Below are 19,305 nucleotides of genomic sequence, written 5' to 3' on the forward strand. Positions count from 1 at the left end.
GGTTGTCCGTATCAGGATTAGCGCAAAGGTCAAGTCTTAGATTGCTCCAATTCAGTGGTAATAGATTGTAAAAAGCTGTAGAATTAAGCTTCATCAGCAGTACAAAAATCAAGGCGGGTACAGATAATGATCAAAAAAGCCAGCTTGCGTTTATTACAGCGCCCAGCAATGGAAGAGACTGTTTTGCCGGGAGAAATTTATCGCCGGACCTCACTTAATGAGGATCTTGCCGAAGCCGGTAATCCCGAGGTTGAACTGGATGGGCCGTTGCTGCTGAACATTATGGTGAAATTTTTTCATGCCTATGTTTATCCCGGCTCCCACGAGCAGGTTTTAAAGCTCGAAGATGTGTCGTTGCTCTTCGACCGTTTCGTGCACCGCAGGCTGGGCAGTGACGTGCTGGAAAATTGCCTTGAGCTGCGCAAACAGCTTTTGTCCTACGGATTTGCCCTGTGCATGCTGGCTGACCTGCCCAAGAGTGTGCACATCTTTAAGGCCATAGCAGAGGCAAAGCCAAAGCTGGATGACGAGCCCTTTACCGGACTGGATATAGGGTCCGGCACTGGTATCCTCATGCTGGCTATGGACGTGCAGGCCAAGCGCAATGGTTTTGAAAGCTCCTCGCTGGTAGGCATAGAGCGCAATCAGATTGTTGCCGAGCGGACCAATGAGGTGCTGGGAACTATGGGGCTTGGTAATGTCCTTGTGGCCGATGCTAAAAAAGTGGATACATACGGATTTTTGGAAGAAAGAAAACTGCATTTTGTCTGCAATGAAACACTTCCCGGTGCCGGACGCAGTTTGTGGAAGGAAGATTTTATTTTTATCAGCAAAACCCTTTTTGATGGTTTGGAAGCGCATACCGCCCACGCAGGATTTTTTCCCGAAGCAGTGCTGGTGGGCCGTTCTCCTGAAGAGATGCTTACCGTACTGGACCGTTCTTCCGGATTTCAGCTCAGAGATGAAAAATATCCCCTCCGGCTTATGAAGCCATACGGCATCAGTCTGTCCGGCGAAATGACTGGTCTTGAGAATGTTGGGCAGGCTTATGAGGCCTTGATTCCGTCTCGCTGGCGGACGGTTCTGACCCGCCGCTGGTAGTGTTATTCCGAGACCGGACCAAGGTATTCCGCCAGAACCCGGAGCAGTTTTTTCTTTTTTACCGGTTTGGCCATGTGCGCTGTACAACCGGAAGCAAGAGCCCGTTGCTCATCATCTTGAAAAGCGTTGGCGGTCAGGGCCATTATCGGAGTCGGCTTGAGTCCGTTTTCCTCTTCGTATCTCCTAATGGCTTTTGTTGCTTCGTAGCCGTCCATGATCGGCATCTGAATGTCCATGAGTACTATTCCGTATTCACCCTGTTTGAATTGATCCAGTCCTTCCTGTCCATTTTCCGCATAGGTTATTTTATATGGCTTTTCCTTGAGGAAAAGGTCGATGACCATGCGGTTGTCTTCTGAATCCTCGACCAGCAGAATGGATAAATTGTCGTTTGCTTTTTCTTCTGGGATTTCAGTTTGTTCAATTGCTTCGACCTGTTCGATGTCCAGTGCTGAACTGTCATCTTCTGCTTCAGCTGGAAGCTCACAGGTGTACGCATAGCGAATGTCTTCCACGATTGCTTGCGGATGAACGGGGCGGTGTACATATGTAGCACAGAGCTGCTTGGCCCGTGCAGTTGCTCTCGGCTGGGGCTTTGCCTCCATGATCATCATCAGCTTCCAGCCTTGGCAGGGACCGTGTTTTAGCTTCTTTAAAATCTCAAAGCGGTCATCCTCTCCTTCCGGATTACCAACCAGCAGGACTTTGTTTTCGTATGGTGAATAGGATATTTCCGTTGCATAGGCCGAGGATTCTCCCAGGCTTTCCGCAGAATATACCTTTGCACCGAGATCAGTAAGACTGTGGCTGAGGTAGTCACGGCATATACATTCCCGCTCTACAAGGAGTATTGCACAGTTCCCCAGTGGAGGAGAGAACTCCGGCTGCATGGGAAATTCAGCGTTGATGGTGAAGGCGAAAGCAGCTCCGTCACCTTCTGTGCTGGAAACGAAAATGCCCCCTTGCATGCTTTCCACCATGCGGCTGCAAATGGAAAGCCCCAGTCCGGTCCCACCATAGTTACGGGTTGTAGATGAATCTGCTTGCGAAAAAGTGTCGAAAATCGAATTCATTTTTTCTACGGGGATACCTACTCCTGTATCTTTTACAATGAAACGCAGGTAGCCGATTTCAGTTAAGCCAGCCTCGAAGGTTATGGTCCCTTTTTCTGTAAATTTAAGTGAATTACCAACCAGATTTACGATTATCTGGCGCAAGCGGGTCGGGTCTCCAGTGATTATTCGCGGAACTTCCGGGTCAATATACCAGCAGAAATCAACGCCTTTGATCTGGGCTCTGAGCGCGAAAATGGAACCGATTTCTTCAAACAATTCTTCAAGGTTGAAGTCGATCTTTTCGAGGTCGATCTGTCCGGCTTCAATTTTAGAGAGGTCGAGGATGTCGTTAATCAGCAGGAGCAGGTTTTCTCCGGCATTTTTAAATATTTTTACGTAGTTGCGCTGAATTTTGCTCAGTCGTGATTCCCAGAGCAGATCAGCCATGCCCAGGATTGCGTTCATGGGGGTCCTGATTTCATGGGACATGCTGGCCAGAAAATCACTTTTGGCTTTGTTGGCGGCATTTGCAGCGACTTTTTCTTTTTCGAATTCCTGGGCCTTTCTTTTTTCAGTAATGTCTTCAAGAACGCCTTCAAGGCAATTGTTCTTATTGCCGTCCTGTTCCATCGAGACGGTCATGTTAACCCAGATCGGTGTCCCGTCCTGTTTGCGCATTTTAATTTCCCGGTCACGAACGATGCCACCCTCAAGAAGTTCGTTGAGAATTTCCTGATGCATATCAGGCACAATATATAGTGTTCTGACCTGAGTCTTGCGGAATTCGTTCCAGCCCCGGTATCCGAACATTTCGGCAAGAGCCCTGTTCGCTTTGAGCAGGAGTCCGTCAACCTCAGCTTCTGCCCTGAAAACACCTACGTTGATACTTTCAAGCAGGGTGCGGTGTTGGGTTTCCGAATCGCGAAGGTCGGAATAGAGCCGGGCATTCTGGATCGAGATAGCTGCCTGTGAACACAGCAGATTGAGCACTTCCAGCCGATCATCAGTGAATACTCCGGGGCTGAGGTTGTTTTCAAGGTAGAGAACGCCACGCATAAGCTGCTGGTTGATAACCGGCATGGCCAGAATGGATTTCGGCTTTGTCCTGATGATGTAACTGTCAATGGAGAACGGCCCCTGTGTTCCGGCATCGCGCAGGACAATATTGTCTTTGGAACGCAGCACATAATTTACAATGCTTTTGCAATAAAGCTCCTGCTCCGGATCAGGGTTGGGCTTGGTAGTGATTCCGTGCTCTGAAACAAAGGCATGGGCTGTCAGCTCAAGGCTGTTTTTATTGTTGAGTAGCAGGGTGGCTTTTTGCGCTCCGGCGTTTTCGATTACGATGCGCATCAATTTGTCCAGCAGCCGGTTGAGGACTATTTCGCCGGAAATAGCTTGAGAAGCCTTAACAACCGCGGAAATATCCAGGGAACTGCTGCCCTTGTCGCCTGCTGCATTGCCGGTTGAAAACCCAGCCTCGGTAGCATTACGCAATTGCGGGTATTCGTTGAGCAGACGTTGAACTTTAGCAGACGCACCCCATTCTTCGTAGTAGTGGCAGGCCTCGGCAAGTGTGGCTATGGCAGAGCGTTTTCCTCCGAGACTGAAATGGAATTTGCCGGTCAGTTCACATGCAAGTGCTGCAAAATTATTATATCCGGCATTGGCACTGAAGGTGATAGCCTCTTCGTACAAAGCCAATGCCTTGCTGTTGTTTTCTTTTATTCTAGCCAGTTCGGCGTTTCCGATTAGAACTAGGTGACGGAAGTTCTCAGGGCAGTTGCTTTCCCATTTTTCCAGTCGCGATAAAGAATGATTTATACGTTTCAGATACAGGTTTTGTGTTTTGGAGGACTCATCTTCAAAAAGAGCTGTCATGTTTATGATGGCCAGCAGGTGGAAGATCGCAACTGAATACATACCGAAAAGAGCTTCTTCCACATTGTCGTACAGGTTGTTGACGTATTCGATTGCTTTTGTGTGATATCCGAAAAAGGTAAGAGTTATCAGTTTGGAGATTGCAGTCCAGTTCTCTACAACCTCAGAACCGCTGCTTTTGGCTGTGCTGAGGAGATTGCCTTCACGGAAATTATCGTCATCCAGATATCCGGGGGTATAGGTCTTTCCTTCCATGCTTTTGCACATCTGCAGGGGAAGGGTGATTGCTCCTGAACTCAATGAATTTTTGTTTTTTTGCACGAAGTTCAAATAGCGTTCTGCAAGACTGTATACTTCCGCAATCGAATGTCCCTGCATGAACTTAAGTTGAACCGCGAAGTATCCGGCATAGCGGGCATAGGTGTTGTCGCCGTTCATGAGACCGTTGTGGAAAGCCTTGTCCAGGGTGTTCATGTTCTCCTGCAGAGGGACATGCCAGTGGTCATGGGTACCCCCGCGGAGTGTATTGATTTTTGTTTCCAGTTCCGTATTGCGGAATTTTTTATTCAACTCTACGGCAAGCCGCGTGAATTCCTTTGATTTTTTAAATGAAAAATTTTTCGAAGCTAAAAACATGGCGTAAAGCATGTATCCGAATGAGGAGTACGGCCCGTTACCGTTTTTTATGGAAAAACGGATCATCCGCAGGGCAATATAAAACACAAGATGCTTGTTGAACATGTATGCCGGGGCAATGGTGTGCATCAGCAGCCGCATAACTTCCAGATTATCAGTGGAGTCCATCTCCGGGAGGTTATACAATTGCAGGGTCTTTTTGTTGCCCAGAGCTGTTTTTGTTTTCAGCAGCTCTGTTGCGATGGAAAGCTTGCCCGGAAGATGGGGAATAATGATATCGTAATGTTCAAGTGTATCCAGTCCTATTTTTACTGCATCATGATATCTTCCCTGATCTGAAAACAACTGCATTCTGGACAGTTGTGCCCTTGTGGTATCCTTGCGGTTCTGTGAGTGCTCAATCATGGTTTTGAACACATTCTCAGCCTGTTTTCCTGATCCATCCAGAAATTCGCACTCATACCAATCCAGATGTAGATCAAAGCTTGCCCTGTAGCTTGTTTCCCAGCCATCACTTCCCATGAGTCGGGCTGCAGTGGAAAGGTAACGGGCGGCAGTTTCAAAAGCGGAACTTCGTTTGGCTTTACGGCCGGCCTTTATGAACACATGTGAAATTTCTTTTCTTTCCTGAGGATCTGTAATCGCACTGATGCAGAGGCTGTACTGGGCGGCAATTTCAAAATTGGCTTCATCTATTTCGTCGGGGGAATAGATGGTGAGCATGGCTCTGCCGATATTCAAGTGCAGTTCTGTCTTTTCTGCCGCATCGAGCATGGAGTATGCTGCCTGTTGGACTCGGTCATGCATAAAAGAAAGATAGTATGGCCCGGATTGGGGATTGAAACCGGCAATGGAAGTGACTCCCTCATCAGAGATGATCAACCCTTCATGCAGGGCCATGTTCAGGTAGTCCAGGGTGAGCTGTTCCGGAAACTCCATGAGTTCCGTAAGAATTCGCAGGTCGAATTTACAACCGATCCCTGAGGCGGTCTTAAGGATTTCCTGCCCTTCGTGGGGCTGGGTCAGAATTTTTTCCGCCATCAATTCCACAAGGTTTCCGTCCATGGAAATATTGCGGATGGCCTTTAGGTCCCATTCCCAGCGGGTTTTGTCGTTATCGAAAGATATGAGCTCTGCGCGGTACATGTTGAGCAGGTATTCGCGGACGAAGAGGGGATTTCCGCCGGTCCTGCTGTAGACCATGCGGGCCAGATCTTCAGTCCGTTTGCGGTCGGTCCTTAAGGTTCTGCTGATGAAGCCGTGGACATGGTGCAGCTTCAGTCTGTTCAGTTTCAGGCTGCGCACTTTGGGACTTAGTTCTTCAATGTCTTCAATGCGGGATTTGACCCCTTCATTCATGGGCAGGTTGGTCCGGTATGCGCAGACGAGCATAAGGTGTGAGGTCTCCTGATCTTCAAGCAGGCGCTTCAAAAGTTGCAGGGTGGAGATGTCCGCCCATTGCAGATCGTCGAGGAAGAGGACCAGGGGTTTGTCTATGCTCGGAAAAACTTTGATAAAATTTTTGAATGCAAGGTTGAATCTGTTTCTTGATTCCGTGGGGCTTAACTCCACGGGAGTTTTCTGTTTTCCAATCAGGAGTTCCAGTTCGGGGAGAACTTCGCTTATCAGGCTGGCATTTTGCTCCAGAACACTTGTTATTCGGTGTTTCCAGGCGTTGATTATCGGGGTGGGGCTGGAAAGTCTTTTACGAAGCAGTTCCTGAAAAGCTTGAATCAGGGCGCTGTAGGGTCGATTACGGCGGAATTGATCAAATTTACCGGAGATGAATTCTCCATTTTCTTTATAGACTTGCTTGCTGAAAGAATTAATCAACGAGCTTTTGCCGGTCCCGGCTTCGCCGCTGATAAAAATCGTTTCGCAACTGCCGAGCATTACCTTGCTGAAAGCTGCCTTCAGTTCGGAAAGTTCATCTTTTCTACCGAACAGTTTGCGCGAGAGGGTGAATGTCTCGGATATATCCTGATTTCCCGGGGTGAATTTTTCAAAAATCTTTCCGCTTCCAATGAGGTTCAGGCATTTTTTCAGATCTTGCTTAATGCCATGGGCTGACTGATAGCGGTCTCCGGGATTCTTGGAGAGCAGTTTCATGATCACAGCCGACAGCGGAGAAGGGATCTCAGGATTGATGCTTTGCGGAGCAGGGGGTTCTTTAGCCAGATGGCAATGAATCAGTTCGAGGTCATCTTTAGTCTTAAAGGGCGTTTGGCCGGTGAAAAGTTCGAAAAGGGTAATGCCCAGTGAATAGAAGTCCGACCTTCTGTCCAGTTCTGTGCTGACCCTGCCGCTTTGTTCCGGCGAGATGTATGCGATGTTGTCCGGGGATATGATTTCTGCTGATGTTTGTGGAAATGAATCCGCAATGCGGGTGCTGTTTTGCAGGTTGGTCAGTAGTGCCTCACGGTAATCAGGAGCTATGGCAATGCTGTCCGGCCTGATGTTGCGGTGCAGGAAACCTTTGGTATGCACTAGGCTGATGGAGCTGGCTATACGCAGCGCAATCTGCAGTTTTTGGGCAAGGTCTGCATTGGAATTAGGGATTAGAGAACTGAGCAGGCTGTATCCCTTGTCTTCCAGAATAAGGGCCAGAGAGTTATCGGTCCGGTGCAGGGTTACTGCCGGGACGATGCCTGTGTTGCCGATTTCCTGAGATGTGGCGTATTCGTTTTTAAGACCTGTCAAAAGCCGGGGGGAAGGCAGTTCGGAGTTAGGGTATTTAATAAGGACCGGAAGATCGTCATACCCTCTGACTGCCCTGCAAAGAATCATGTCATTCCCTTCATACAAAGGGGTAACATTTTCATATCCGGCAAGATTGATCATCGTCGAAACACTCCCATGGCATCAGTTGGATATTCCGGCAAGCACTGAGAATATAAGTATATTAGATTTTGGCTGTTTTCCTCTTGAATTCCTCTCGGCAGCACCGTGGTAAGGGGCTGGTTATATTGATAACATTATTGGTGGAATATGTCATGGTTGGATTTTAAAAAGTAGGCAGGTCCTGCTTTTTAGGAAATATGGGCACTAAGCATGAGCAGGCCGAAACAGACGATAACTGTAGCGCCGAGCAGGGAGATGATTGAATAGGCGAGGCGCATTTTATGGGCGAAGGGGTTGCTGTCTATGGCGTTGCGGGCTTTTGCTGCAACAAGGGCAAAGGCGGAGGTGGTTACGGCCATACCTGTGGCCAGAAAGACCATGGCTGCAAGTCCTGCTGTAAGTATGCCAGTGGAGAGGGTGTATACCAGAATAATGGCTGCTCCCGGGCAGGGGACAATACCGGTAACAAAGGCTACAGTTGCAATCTCTTTCAGTGATCCGCGGCTTTGGATTTCGCATTCTTCGCGGTCATTTTTCTTGAAGGAACGCAGGGCTTCAATGATCAGCCAGAAACCGATCAGGGCGACCAGCCCGTAGCTGGCGGTCTGCAAATGGCGGTTGAAATTTTCAAATCCGGACATGCCTTTATCAAGGAACAGGTAGGCAAGGCAGACTGCTGCGGTTGCCGAACCTACATGTACAAGAGTTATAACCCATGACATGAATGAGGCTGCGAACATGGTCCCGCCTCGTGAAATGAAGTAGGCGCATACCACGGATTTACCATGTCCCGGACCTACTGCATGGACGATTCCATACATGAACGCAAAAGCGAGGAACATCCAGAACGACTTACCGAATGGTTCTTTTTTTATGTCTCGTGCAAACCCGGTCAATTTAGCCCTGATTTCTTTTTGCAGCAGGGTAACTTTGAACATAACTTTGCTGTATATCCCTCCGGTCCAGTCCTTCTGGACAGCCTGTTTTGCGGGAGCAGGGACTGATGTTCCGAACGGAGACGGAGCAGGAGCTGCTGTACCGAATGGGGATGATGTCGGTTGAGGTGCTTTTTCCGGTTGGCTGGCTTCCTGCTTTTTGGGAGCAAGAAAAGGATTGTTTGCCTGTGCTTTGGATTCTGTAGCGGAGAAAACGAAAGCGAGAGTAAAAGTCAATATCAGAGTGAGCAGGATGTTTGTGTTCTTCATAATTTCTCTATTTGGGCAGCATGGTCAGTACTGCTGCTTCCGGGACTATCTGGTCGTAAAAATAGGCCATTTCCGCAACCGGTTCCAAATCCAGGTTGGTATTGAATTTTCCGCTTAAGCCCAGCACCTTGTTCTGAGGGTCCATTTGGACTGCAGTGTAAAAACTTTCATCATAAATGGCGACCATAACCACATGTTTGGCACCGTCAGTTATATTGAGGGGTATAAAGAATTCGTAGACAAGGGTGCCCTCTTCAATGGAAGGTTTGAATTGTACGGCTTCCACCGGTTTGTGCTCATTGCCGTCCACAAGGATGCGCGTGAAGTAGTTAAAGTTCTTCAAGTTCACGAACGCGCCTTGCTCAAGTGCAGTTGCTTCGTCCGGGGTAAGTTTATTGTCGTGGTTTTTGTCGAAATCTCCAAGGATCATGGCCGCGAACATCTCATCGAACCACCATTTCTGGCGCACCCCGGCAAGACCGTTGCCGTCGAATTCAAAAGTCAGCGAACAGTCCACAAAGACATGCGGATGGGCGGATGCTTTTGTGGGACCGAGCAGGCAAAGCAGCATTGCACCCAGCAGGAGAAATATAACTGAAGTTTGTTTCATGCAGGCAAGATGGAGGATCATGGCAGATGTGTCAAGCTACGAACAAAAAAGCCGCGTAACCTAAAGGCTGCGCGGCTTTTTTGTGTAGAAATATGAGGACTAATCCCGAGCCCTGATGCTACGGACCACAAAGTCGGTGGTTTCTTCGTAGAGGTTGGGCAGGTCGTAGGGAGAAAGGAATCTGGTCCTGACCGTACCGACAATGTTGGAGTAAACAATGGTGGTGGTGTCATCCACCGAAAGGCTGCGGATGGAGCCGTCTTCAATGCCGCGTTCCACAGATTCGCGAATGACATTCAAGAGCTGTTGGAATTTAACGGCAATGCGGGTCCGGTCCAGTTCGATCTGGACATCGGAAAACGGAGAGCAGCGCAGCAGTACCGGAAAGGTATTGCGGTGTTGCAGGGTGTAACTCAGGTAGCTGCGCATGAAGGTCTGGATTCCGTCCAGTCCGTTTTCAGCTTTGCGCGTTTCCGTGCTCAAATATTCTGTAAGGTCTTCAACAATGGATACCCCGGCCGTGATGAAGAGTTCCTCTTTTGATCCGAAATAGTGGGAGACAAGTCCAAATGCTACTCCCGCCCGTTCGGAGATCATCTTCACTGTTGTTCCGGCATAGCCGTAGCGCCCGAATATCTCCTGAGCTGCATATAGGATTGCATCTTTTTTATTTTTACCTTTCATGGCCCCCTCGCTGGCACGTTAAAGGTTCACGGTCAGGCTTAACCTTGGAATGGACCGGATAAAGTCTGCCGTCATATGGTTGCTCGCTTGCGGTTTTATAGGCCGGATTGATTGTCCGGTCAAATAGGGGGTAGGCATTTTCTTAACAGCCTGACGGGGGCGGACGTGAGTTAGGTAACTCAGGTCCGCCCTGTTTTGTATCCATTGTTTTTGAAGCTGGGATTATGCCCATGAATCAAGGGATTTCGGGCATTTTTGGTTAACTTAAACAATGGAGAATTTATGAGTATCAGGAATGATTTTAAGTTGAGGCCCAAAAAACGGGATGATCTAAGCCTTGCTCTGCGCATGTATGGCGAAAATGAGTCACCGGAAATGCAGATTGAAAATCTGTGGGAAATCTACTCCCCGTCTACAGGAATGGGGCTCGTCGAGCCGTGTCCTGATTTTTCGGAATTTTCACGTGGTGACCGCATGTACCCTTCCATGATGAAGCCGGAGGTCAAGGCTCGCTGGGAGCAGAAGAATAAGGAATGGAAGATTGAAAAGGAACGTTACGCATGGCGTAAACGTCTGGCCCAGATGCGTTTCATACGCGAGAACCCTGACCTGCCGCTAGCGCAGGATTTGGCCCTGACTGAATACGGCAAGGCCCTTATTGAAGAGTTTTCCTCTAAACAACCGCAAACAGGCACTGGCGAAAATCTGTACGATGAATTCGAGCGCGACAGCGTGGAATTCGACCCCGAAGATCCGATCAGGGTAACCCCCTTCGTAATTCCCGGAGCGGAAGAACCTTTCTCCGTTCTGGCGACCGGGCGCGATGGAGACGGGCGTATTGTGGAAAAGCTCTGTTCCCTTGAACCCAAGGACCACCATGTTCAATATGAATATGACGCAGGCGGCAGGCTTTGTGCGGTCTGGAAAGAAGAGCGGCTTATCGAGGAATATAAGTATGGCAAGCAGGGCGAACGCTATTTCGGTTCCACCCCGCAGACCGGGCAACACCGTTTCACTTACGGTCCGGGCCTGCGTCTGGAACGGTCCGGGGAAGTGAAATATTCTTACGATGGCGAGGGGCGTCTGGTCATGAAGCAGGACGGTTTGGAGGTCACAACCTATGAATACCACCATTCTGGACAGCTGGAGCAGGTCAATCTGCCAGATGGTCGCCGCGTTTCATACACCATTGACCCTGAGGGCAAACGCACATCTAAATCCGTCAACGGTAAAACCGTAGAAGAATACCTCTGGCATAGTTTCACTACGCTGGCAGTTATCAGCGATGAACATGGCAACCGCACGGACTTTGCTTACGACGAGGAAGGCGATCCTGTTGTAATGCGTTGCAATGATGAAGTCTATTTTCTAGCTTCCGATCAGGTCGGAACAATTTATATGGTTGCTAATAAAGAAGGTCATGAGGTAAAGCGGATTATTCGCGATTCGTTCGGGAATCTGATTGTCGATACCAATGAACATATGAATATTCCTGTTGGTTTTGCCGGCGGTCTCTATGACCGGGACACAGGTCTAGTACATTTCGGTTTCCGTGAATACGATCCCTCCAGCGGCAGGTTCATCACACCAGATCCGCTGGGCCTTGAAGGCGGCGATGTGGATGTTTACGGCTATTGCCATGATGATCCGGTTAATTTTGTGGATCGAGGTAGAAGTAAGAAGGATAGTGAGAAAAAAGAAGTAAAGTTTATGGACGACTTGAGGTAACTATGGCAGCCCCGGTGCGTTTGTGCCGGGGCTGCTTTTTTAATGTATAGTTCTCCACTTGCCTGTAAAATCCCTAACTGCTAGCTTCCTCAAGAATACCACCAAAAAGGAGCCACCCCCATGGACCCATCCACCCTCAATATAATCCTCACTGCAATCATCATCCTCGGCGCAACTGTGCTTCCTTTCATCTTGGGCACAAGACTGCGCCGCTCCAAGCCGAATGTGCTCTGGATTGGATTCCGTGGTTCTTGATTGTACTCGGGGTCTGTGTCGGCGCGCAACAGTTCCTGTCAGCGGAGATGGCTATGGTTGCCATGGTGGTAGTCTCGCCGCTGGTCATGTTTTTCAGGATGAAGAAGTAGCTGAACTACTCCTGCGGTTCCCGGCAGGGGCAGAGTAATCCGCGCAGCATATCCTGCATGGCTGCCTCCATGCGTTCACAGCCGACCTCGTCTTGCAGGCTGACCCCGCCGAAGTGTTTGGTGTTCAAGGAGCGGATGGAGAGATAGGATATGGCTCCGCCCAATATTGCTACCGCGGCTGCAAGGTCCACATCATCGGGTACATCCGGGGTCATGTGTTCGAAAAATTCCAGCGCGGTACGTACCCGCACATCTTCCAGTAAATCAGAGAGCGGGGTCCGCTCCAGCATTTCCCAAGCCAGCAGACGCAGGGTGTCCGGCCTTGTTTCCAAGGTCCGGCGCAGAGCGGTGAAAAATGCTGCAACCTGCTTTTCCGGCTCTATTTCCGGGAATTCCGGCGGCGCATTGGACAGCAATTCTTCGGTGGTCGGCCAGTAAATACCGGATACCGCTAACTCACTCATTAAATTTTCCAAGCCATTGAAATAGCTGTAGAGGGTCTTGCGGGTTACCCCGGCCTTAAGTGTAATTTCATCCACATCAAGATTGTTGAATCCGGTCTTTGCCGCACATTTGTAGGCGGCATGCAGGATTTTACGGCGTGTTGCGGTCAGGGTGTTGATGGGTACTACTTTTAAAGTCATAGCGGTGGCCTTTTGAGTGAAGGGTGTTGTTTGTATTTGTAATTATACCATATTTTAAAAAGTAACTCTCACTTGATTTTAGTCAAGGAGTCCGGGAATGTAGAGTGTTACTTTTGTTTTTCTCCATTTTAGCACATAATGCATAAACTTAAATTTGCAGCAAACTTACGGAGAATATTAATGGGTTCGAGAATTCTTGTAATTAATCCCGGATCAACATCAACCAAAGTGGCGATCTTCAACGAAGGTAAGATAGATTTTGACGCTGAAGTGAGCCATCCCCGTGAAAGAATAGATAAGTTTTCCACTGTAATGGAACAAAAAGATTTTCGCAGTGCAGCTGTTATGGCACTTATTAAAGATGAGCATGAAAAAGGAACACCGGATATGGTTGTGGGGCGCGGCGGTTTGCTTAAGCCCATCCCCGGCGGACCTTATTCCATAAGTGATGAGATGATTTCAGATTTGGAAAGCGGGCGCTACGGTGTCCATCCCTGCAATCTCGGGGCGATGCTTGCCCGTGAATTTGCAGAGCAATGGGGCGTGCCGTCCATGATCATGGACCCAGTGGTCACCGATGAAATGGACCCTGTTGCCAAGGTTACCGGGTTGCCGGAGATCAAGCGGCGCAGCGTTTTTCATGCTTTGAGCCAGCGCGGGGTTGCCCGCAGCGTGGCCGCTGAAATGGGATTGGAATACGAGCAGGCTAAGTTCATTGTCGGGCACATGGGCGGCGGGGTGTCCATCGGCGCCCACAGATACGGCAAGGTGGTCGATGTAATCAACGCCCTTGACGGTGAAGGCCCTTTTAGTCCTGAGCGTTCCGGGACATTGCCTATTCTTCCTGTGCTCAATCTTGTGGAATCAGGGCAATATTCTTTTGATGAAATGCGTAAGGTTATCACCTCCAGATCAGGCGTTTTAGGATTGCTGGGAACTAATGATATGCGCGAGGTGCAGGCCCGCATGGAAGACGGAGATGATGAAGCTCGTTTGGTGCTGGATGCTCTCGTTTACAATGCTTCCAAACATATTTGCTCCTTTATCCCGGCTCTGATGAAGGATGATCCGCAAAAGCGCCCCATTGATGCGATTATCCTTACCGGCGGTGTGGCCCGTAGTGAGTTGTTGGTCAAGGCTGTGGAGGAGGTGGTCGGATTCATTGCTCCGGTGAAAGTGGTTACCGGCCTTGAAGAAATGGAAGTTATGGGCCGGGGCGGTCTGGCGGTGTTGCGCGGTGAGCTGCAGCCGCAGGAATATAAGAGTTAATTTGATGCGCTTTGCGCGATTTGATGAAAAGAATTTGCCTCCGGCGGCTTAAAACCTTTGAAAAGGGTTTAAGAATCCCAAACTTTTTTAATAGGGCTTCGCCGTTTTATATCGTAAAGTGTGCGGTTTTTTGTGGATGAAATTTGGGGGAATTCCAGTTCCCCCTCTTGTCATTTAAAGATTACAACCTAATATCTACGGTGAAAGCACAAAAAACTTGCTAAGCATGGGGCTTGAGCGTAGAATAAATCATACCAAAATGGTATGAAATTTTGCTGAAAATAGAAGGCAGGCCGTTTTTCTTTCGAAAAAATTCGTAAGAGGGTATGCTTAAAATATTTCTTATAAACCTGATTCACGCAATTGATATGCGGAGGATAATATGTGGGAATATACTAGTAAGGTTCAGGAACACTTTCTCAACCCCAAGAATGTCGGGGTAATTGAAGACGCAGATGCCATCGGCGAAGTCGGTTCTCTATCCTGTGGTGATGCCTTGAGGTTGTTTCTTAAAATTGATGAAGACGAGCGCATTACTGATGCCAAGTTTCAGACCTTCGGCTGCGCCAGCGCCATTGCTTCCAGCTCCGTGCTCACTGAGCTGATCAAGGGCATGACTCTTGATGAAGCTGCCAAGGTCAGCAACAAGGATATTGCTGAGGCCCTTGGCGGATTGCCCAAGGAAAAGATGCACTGTTCAGTCATGGGACAGGAAGCCCTTGAAGATGCAATCCGTAAGTATCGCGGCCTCGAAGCTGCCCCCGCACCTGAAGGTGAGATTGTCTGTAAGTGCTTCGGCGTGACTGACCTTCAGATCATTCGTGCCGTTAAGGAAAACAAGCTGACCACCCTTGAAGAAGTAACCAACTTCACCAAGGCCGGTGGCGGTTGTGAGGACTGTCATGGTCGCATTAACGAGATCATTACCGAAGTCCTGACCGGTGAAGCAGCAAAGCCTGCCCCGGAGCCGGAAAAGCCGGCCAAGCTGACCAACATTAAGCGTTTTCAGCTGGTAACCAAGGTTATCGATGAAGAGATTCGTCCGGCCCTGAACAAGGATGGCGGCGACATTGAACTTATCGATATTGACGGTCACGAAGTAATCGTTTCCCTGCGCGGAGCCTGCGTAGGCTGTCCTTCCAGCGGGCGCACTCTCAAGGATTTTGTTGAGCGCCGGCTCAAGGAAACTGTGGAACCTGAAATCAGCGTGCGGGAGGGCTAATCATGTCAGCATATCTCGATAACAACGCTACTACCATGGTCGCACCTGAAGTTCGTGAAGCAATTCTGCCTCTGCTCGGTGATGAATTCGGTAACCCCTCATCCATGCACCGTCTCGGCGGTCAGTCCGGCATGCTCATGGAGCAGGCCCGTCAGAAAATTGCTGCCGGGTTGAATTGCGACCCCAGTGAAATCATTTTCACCTCCTGTGGAACCGAGGGCGACAATACCGCCATTTTTTCCGCTCTCGAAGCTCAGCCTGAAAAACGTCACATCATCACCACCCGTATAGAGCATCCGGCGGTACTCAATGTCGCCAAGCATTATGAGCGCAAGGGGTACGACGTGACCTACCTGTCCGTTGATTCCAAGGGCAAGTTCGATATGGATCAGTACCGCACTGCTTTTCGTCCCGACACCGCCCTTGTCTCGGTTATGTATGCCAACAATGAATCCGGTGTAATTTCGCCCATTCAGGAAATGGCTGAAATCGCTAAGAAGCACGGTGTGCTTTTCCATACAGATGCTGTGCAGGCTGTGGGTAAGATTGCCATTGACCTCCAGACTCTGCCCGTGGATTACCTAGTCCTTTCCGGACACAAGATTCACGCCCCCAAGGGAATCGGTGCCCTGTTCGTGCGCAAGAATGCCCCCTTCCGTCCCTTCATGCTCGGTGGTCATCAGGAACACGGCAGGCGCGGTGGAACTGAGAATATTCCAGGTATTGTAGGGCTCGGCGTAGCCATGGAGCTTGCAGTCAAGCACATTGACGATGAGAACACCCGTGTGCGGGCCATGCGTGATCGCCTTGAAAAAGGGCTTATGGCTGCTATTCCCGATGCCATCATCAATGGTGATCGGGAAATGAGACTGCCCAACACCCTGTCCATCGCTTTCAAATATATTGAAGGTGAGGCCATGCTGCTCATGCTCGACCAGTTCGGCATTGCCGCAAGCTCCGGTTCTGCATGTACTTCCGGTTCCCTTGAACCGTCACACGTGCTTCGGGCCATGGGTGTGCCTTTTACTTTTGCCCACGGTTCGCTTCGTTTCTCCCTGTCCACCTACAACACCGATGAAGATATCGATCTGGTGCTTAAGGAACTGCCGCCCATCATCAGCAGATTGCGTGAGATGTCTCCCTTCCGTCGCGGTGATGAAGGCCTGGATTGGGTAGACGATCACGATCATTAAGATTCAATGGGTGAAATTTTATATATTTTAAAATTTCACCCATATTTTTGCTTTTTGCATTGAATTAAGGCAGGGATTTAGAAACAAGTGAGTTTAACATGAATATTCATGATTCCATGATTTCTTTAGTGGGCAACACTCCTTTAGTCAGGTTGAATAAAGTTACTGAAGGCTGCACTGCCCAAGTTGTTGCCAAGCTGGAGTTTTTTAACCCCTGTTCATCAGTTAAAGACCGTATCGGCGTTTCCATGATTGAGGAAGCCGAAAAGCGTGGTGTGCTCAAGCCGGGTGCTACTGTGGTGGAACCGACGAGTGGTAATACCGGTATCGGGCTGGCTTTTGTCTGCGCGGTCAAAGGGTATAAGCTGATTTTGACCATGCCGGAGTCCATGAGTCAGGAACGCAAGGACCTGCTTAAAGGTTTCGGTGCTGAACTGGTACTGACCCCGGCGGCACAGGGCATGACCGGAGCAGTGAACAAAGCTAAGGAAATTGCCGAGGCCGACCCCAATGCATTCCTGCCTTTGCAGTTCGATAACCCGGACAATCCGTTGGCCCACCGTAATAAAACCGTCAATGAAATCTGGGAAGATACTGACGGCAATATTGATATTTTTGTGGCTGGAGTCGGTACTGGTGGCACCATCACTGGAGTCGGCGCTGAGCTGAAGAAACGCAACCCGGCAATCAAGGTTGTTGCGGTTGAACCGGAAAAATCCCCGGTCCTGTCCGGCGGCGGACCATCCCCGCACGGTATTCAGGGCATCGGGGCCGGGTTTGTTCCTGAGGTCTTGCAGGCTGATATAGTTGACGAGATAGTTAAGGTTGCGGATGAGGATGCCATTGCCATGTCCCGCAGACTTATTCAGGAAGAAGGAATTTTATGCGGTATCTCAGCCGGGGCAGCGGCCCATGCGGCTGTGGAGATCGCAAAACTTGAAGAAAACAAGGACAAGCTGGTGCTCTTTGTGGTTCCCGATACTGGGGAGCGTTACTTAAGCACCGCCTTGTTCAAGGACTGAGGTTTAGAAAATGGTTAGTAAGATCGGCGGCTCCGTGCTGACGAAGGTTGTGGACGCCTTGTGCGAGGAAGAGTCATATCAGACTGTGTATCACATGCCTGAACATGACCGTCCAATGCCTTCTGTTACTGCTCTGGGCGAGTTTGTGGAAAGGCTGCGGGCGGTTCTGTTTCCCGGTTATTTCGGGGATTCCGAAATCCGTCCCGAGACCATGCGCTATCACATCGGGGGCAACCTTGATGTGGCATACAGGATTCTGGAAGAACAGATTCTGCGCGGACATTGTTTTTTCTGCAAGGCCGATGAATTTAACTGTACCAGCTGTGAAGCAGATGCGCAGCGCATAGCTTCACAGTTTATGGAAAAGTTGCCGGAAATTCGCCGTCTGCTCGCTACTGACGTGCAGGCCGCTTACGTGGGTGACCCTGCGTCCAAGAGTCCCGGCGAGACTATTTTCTGCTACCCCAGCATCATCGCTATGACCCACCATCGTATCGCCCATGAGCTGTACAAGCTGGAGGTGGACCTCATTCCGCGCATCATCGGTGAGATGGCCCATTCCAAAACCGGGATCGATATCCATCCCGGTGCGCAGGTGGGCGAGCACTTTTTCATCGACCACGGCACAGGTACCGTTATCGGTGAAACCTGCATCATTGGTCGCAACGTACGTCTCTATCAGGGCGTAACCTTGGGAGCTAAGAGCTTCCCATCAGATGATTCCGGTCAGTTGATCAAAGGCATTCCTCGTCATCCCATTGTGGAAGATGACGTCATCGTCTACTCCGGGGCCACTATCCTCGGTCGAGTTACCATCGGTGAAGGTTCGGTCATCGGCGGTAACGTCTGGGTGACCCGCTCAGTCGATGCCGGTGAGAGATTGCTGCAAAGATAATTAAAAAGGCCCGCTCAAGCGGGCCTTTTCTTTTATGATCTAATTCAAAATCATATCCATAATCTGCTCATCTTTGTTCTTCTTGGGTTTGGGTGGCGGCGGGGGAGTGTATTGCTGCTGATTACTTGCCGGCTGACTTGAAGGCTGCGAAGCTGAAGAGCTGGAAGAACTGGAGGAGGCTGAGCCTTTTCCGGCAAAGTAGAAGTCGCCGACCATGGAAGAGGATTCCCACGGGACCTGCTTTTTGCCTGTGTCTTTCATTACACCGCGGCGGACCTGTTTGAAGAATTTTTCAATGGTCACGCCTTTCCTGTTCATATTGCCGATCATGTGGGTTACGTAGGGACTGTTGCGGCCCTTGCCGTCATAGGCAACCTTGCCCGGAGAAGTGGCAAAGGCGATGAATGAGCCGGTGGGCGCGTCCATCTGAGCCAGACCGTTACGTGCAGAACGGAAGCTGCGTTTGAAGGGGTTGTTGCGGCAGGCATCGAGGATGACCACGTTCATACGGTTTCCGGCATCTTCCATTTTAGCCAGCACCTTTCCGGCATCGATTGCTTCATAAGGCACATCGGATTGTCCCTGAAGTTTCATGCCCAGCGGGCAGAGGTAGTTGATGCCGTTGACCTGCAGACCGTGACCGGAAAAATAAAACAATCCCACATCATAGTTTTTAAGCTGACTTCCGAATTTATCAATTGCCCGGCCTATGGCGTTCCGGTCCGCATTTTTCAGCACCATGACATCAAAGCCTACTCTTTTAAGTGCGCTGTTCATGGCGGCGACATCATTGACCGGATTCTTCAGCGGGCCGTTTTTATAAGCTGAGTTGCCGATAAGCAGCGCCAACCTTTTTTGAGCCAGACAATCATTAGCGGAAAGCAGCATGATTGACATTGCTGCCACAAAGAAAGCGCAGAGCAGCCGGAGTGAGATAGCTGTTTTCATTTAGGA

At 49.6% G+C, this 19,305-nt stretch carries 14 protein-coding genes; 8 read left to right on the top strand and 6 right to left on the bottom strand.

Going from position 1 to position 19,305, the window contains the following annotated elements; all coding sequences use genetic code 11:
* The first annotated feature begins 126 nt into the window (after nucleotides 1-126).
* The gene (locus ACO05Z_RS20785) at nucleotides 127-1,101 is read left to right on the top strand and encodes a hypothetical protein (RefSeq protein ID WP_421904101.1); all 975 of its coding nucleotides are present in this window, start codon (nucleotides 127-129) and stop codon (nucleotides 1,099-1,101) included.
* A gap of 2 nt (nucleotides 1,102-1,103) precedes the next feature.
* Here the strand turns inward: ACO05Z_RS20785 and ACO05Z_RS20790 are convergent, their stop codons facing one another.
* The 4 genes from ACO05Z_RS20790 to ACO05Z_RS20805 all read right to left on the bottom strand — a co-directional run bounded on the left by ACO05Z_RS20790 (nucleotide 1,104) and on the right by ACO05Z_RS20805 (nucleotide 10,013).
* On the bottom strand, nucleotides 1,104-7,514 hold the full coding sequence (locus ACO05Z_RS20790; protein ID WP_421904102.1) for an AAA family ATPase: 6,411 nt from the start codon (nucleotides 7,512-7,514) through the stop codon (nucleotides 1,104-1,106).
* Between the two features lie 188 nt (nucleotides 7,515-7,702).
* Nucleotides 7,703-8,719 carry a nickel/cobalt transporter gene (locus tag ACO05Z_RS20795; protein WP_421904103.1) on the bottom strand — a complete coding sequence of 339 codons (1,017 nt, stop codon included), beginning with the start codon at nucleotides 8,717-8,719 and terminating at the stop codon, nucleotides 7,703-7,705.
* Between the two features lie 7 nt (nucleotides 8,720-8,726).
* Nucleotides 8,727-9,329, bottom strand: a complete 603-nt coding sequence (locus ACO05Z_RS20800; RefSeq protein WP_421904104.1) for a DUF1007 family protein — start codon at nucleotides 9,327-9,329, stop codon at nucleotides 8,727-8,729.
* 99 nt (nucleotides 9,330-9,428) lie between these two features.
* Entirely contained in the window at nucleotides 9,429-10,013 is a 585-nt protein-coding gene (locus ACO05Z_RS20805; RefSeq protein WP_421904105.1) for a TetR/AcrR family transcriptional regulator, read from the bottom strand.
* Between the two features lie 282 nt (nucleotides 10,014-10,295).
* Here ACO05Z_RS20805 and ACO05Z_RS20810 point away from each other — a divergent pair, with 282 nt between their 5' ends.
* Both ACO05Z_RS20810 and ACO05Z_RS20815 read left to right on the top strand, forming a co-directional pair.
* Nucleotides 10,296-11,741, top strand: coding sequence for an RHS repeat domain-containing protein (locus ACO05Z_RS20810; RefSeq protein WP_421904106.1), 1,446 nt, complete (start codon nucleotides 10,296-10,298; stop codon nucleotides 11,739-11,741).
* A gap of 120 nt (nucleotides 11,742-11,861) precedes the next feature.
* A complete protein-coding gene (locus ACO05Z_RS20815) occupies nucleotides 11,862-11,996 on the top strand; it encodes a hypothetical protein (RefSeq protein WP_421904107.1) in 135 nt (44 codons plus the stop codon).
* Nucleotides 11,997-12,111: 115 nt separating this feature from the next.
* On the opposite strand, the gene ACO05Z_RS20820 is transcribed toward ACO05Z_RS20815, so the two are convergent.
* Entirely contained in the window at nucleotides 12,112-12,750 is a 639-nt protein-coding gene (locus ACO05Z_RS20820) for a TetR/AcrR family transcriptional regulator (RefSeq protein ID WP_421904108.1), read from the bottom strand.
* A gap of 180 nt (nucleotides 12,751-12,930) precedes the next feature.
* Here ACO05Z_RS20820 and buk point away from each other — a divergent pair, with 180 nt between their 5' ends.
* From buk to ACO05Z_RS20845, 5 genes are all read left to right on the top strand, one after another.
* Nucleotides 12,931-14,019, top strand: a complete 1,089-nt coding sequence (gene buk, locus ACO05Z_RS20825; protein ID WP_421904109.1) for a butyrate kinase — start codon at nucleotides 12,931-12,933, stop codon at nucleotides 14,017-14,019.
* 382 nt (nucleotides 14,020-14,401) lie between these two features.
* The gene (gene nifU / locus ACO05Z_RS20830; RefSeq protein ID WP_421904110.1) at nucleotides 14,402-15,241 is read left to right on the top strand and encodes a Fe-S cluster assembly protein NifU; all 840 of its coding nucleotides are present in this window, start codon (nucleotides 14,402-14,404) and stop codon (nucleotides 15,239-15,241) included.
* 2 nt (nucleotides 15,242-15,243) lie between these two features.
* Complete coding sequence (gene nifS, locus ACO05Z_RS20835) at nucleotides 15,244-16,434, top strand: cysteine desulfurase NifS (RefSeq protein WP_421904111.1); 1,191 nt, start codon at nucleotides 15,244-15,246, stop codon at nucleotides 16,432-16,434.
* Nucleotides 16,435-16,532: 98 nt separating this feature from the next.
* Complete coding sequence (gene cysK / locus ACO05Z_RS20840) at nucleotides 16,533-17,456, top strand: cysteine synthase A (RefSeq protein ID WP_421904112.1); 924 nt, start codon at nucleotides 16,533-16,535, stop codon at nucleotides 17,454-17,456.
* Nucleotides 17,457-17,466: 10 nt separating this feature from the next.
* A complete protein-coding gene (locus tag ACO05Z_RS20845; RefSeq protein ID WP_421904113.1) occupies nucleotides 17,467-18,351 on the top strand; it encodes a serine O-acetyltransferase in 885 nt (294 codons plus the stop codon).
* A 39-nt stretch (nucleotides 18,352-18,390) separates the two neighbouring features.
* Here ACO05Z_RS20845 and ACO05Z_RS20850 read toward each other — a convergent pair whose 3' ends face one another.
* A complete protein-coding gene (locus tag ACO05Z_RS20850) occupies nucleotides 18,391-19,299 on the bottom strand; it encodes a caspase family protein (protein ID WP_421904114.1) in 909 nt (302 codons plus the stop codon).
* Nucleotides 19,300-19,305: the final 6 nt, after the last annotated feature.

It is taken from the genome of Maridesulfovibrio sp. (genome assembly GCF_965230075.1).
Taxonomy (GTDB): Bacteria; Desulfobacterota; Desulfovibrionia; order Desulfovibrionales; family Desulfovibrionaceae; genus Maridesulfovibrio.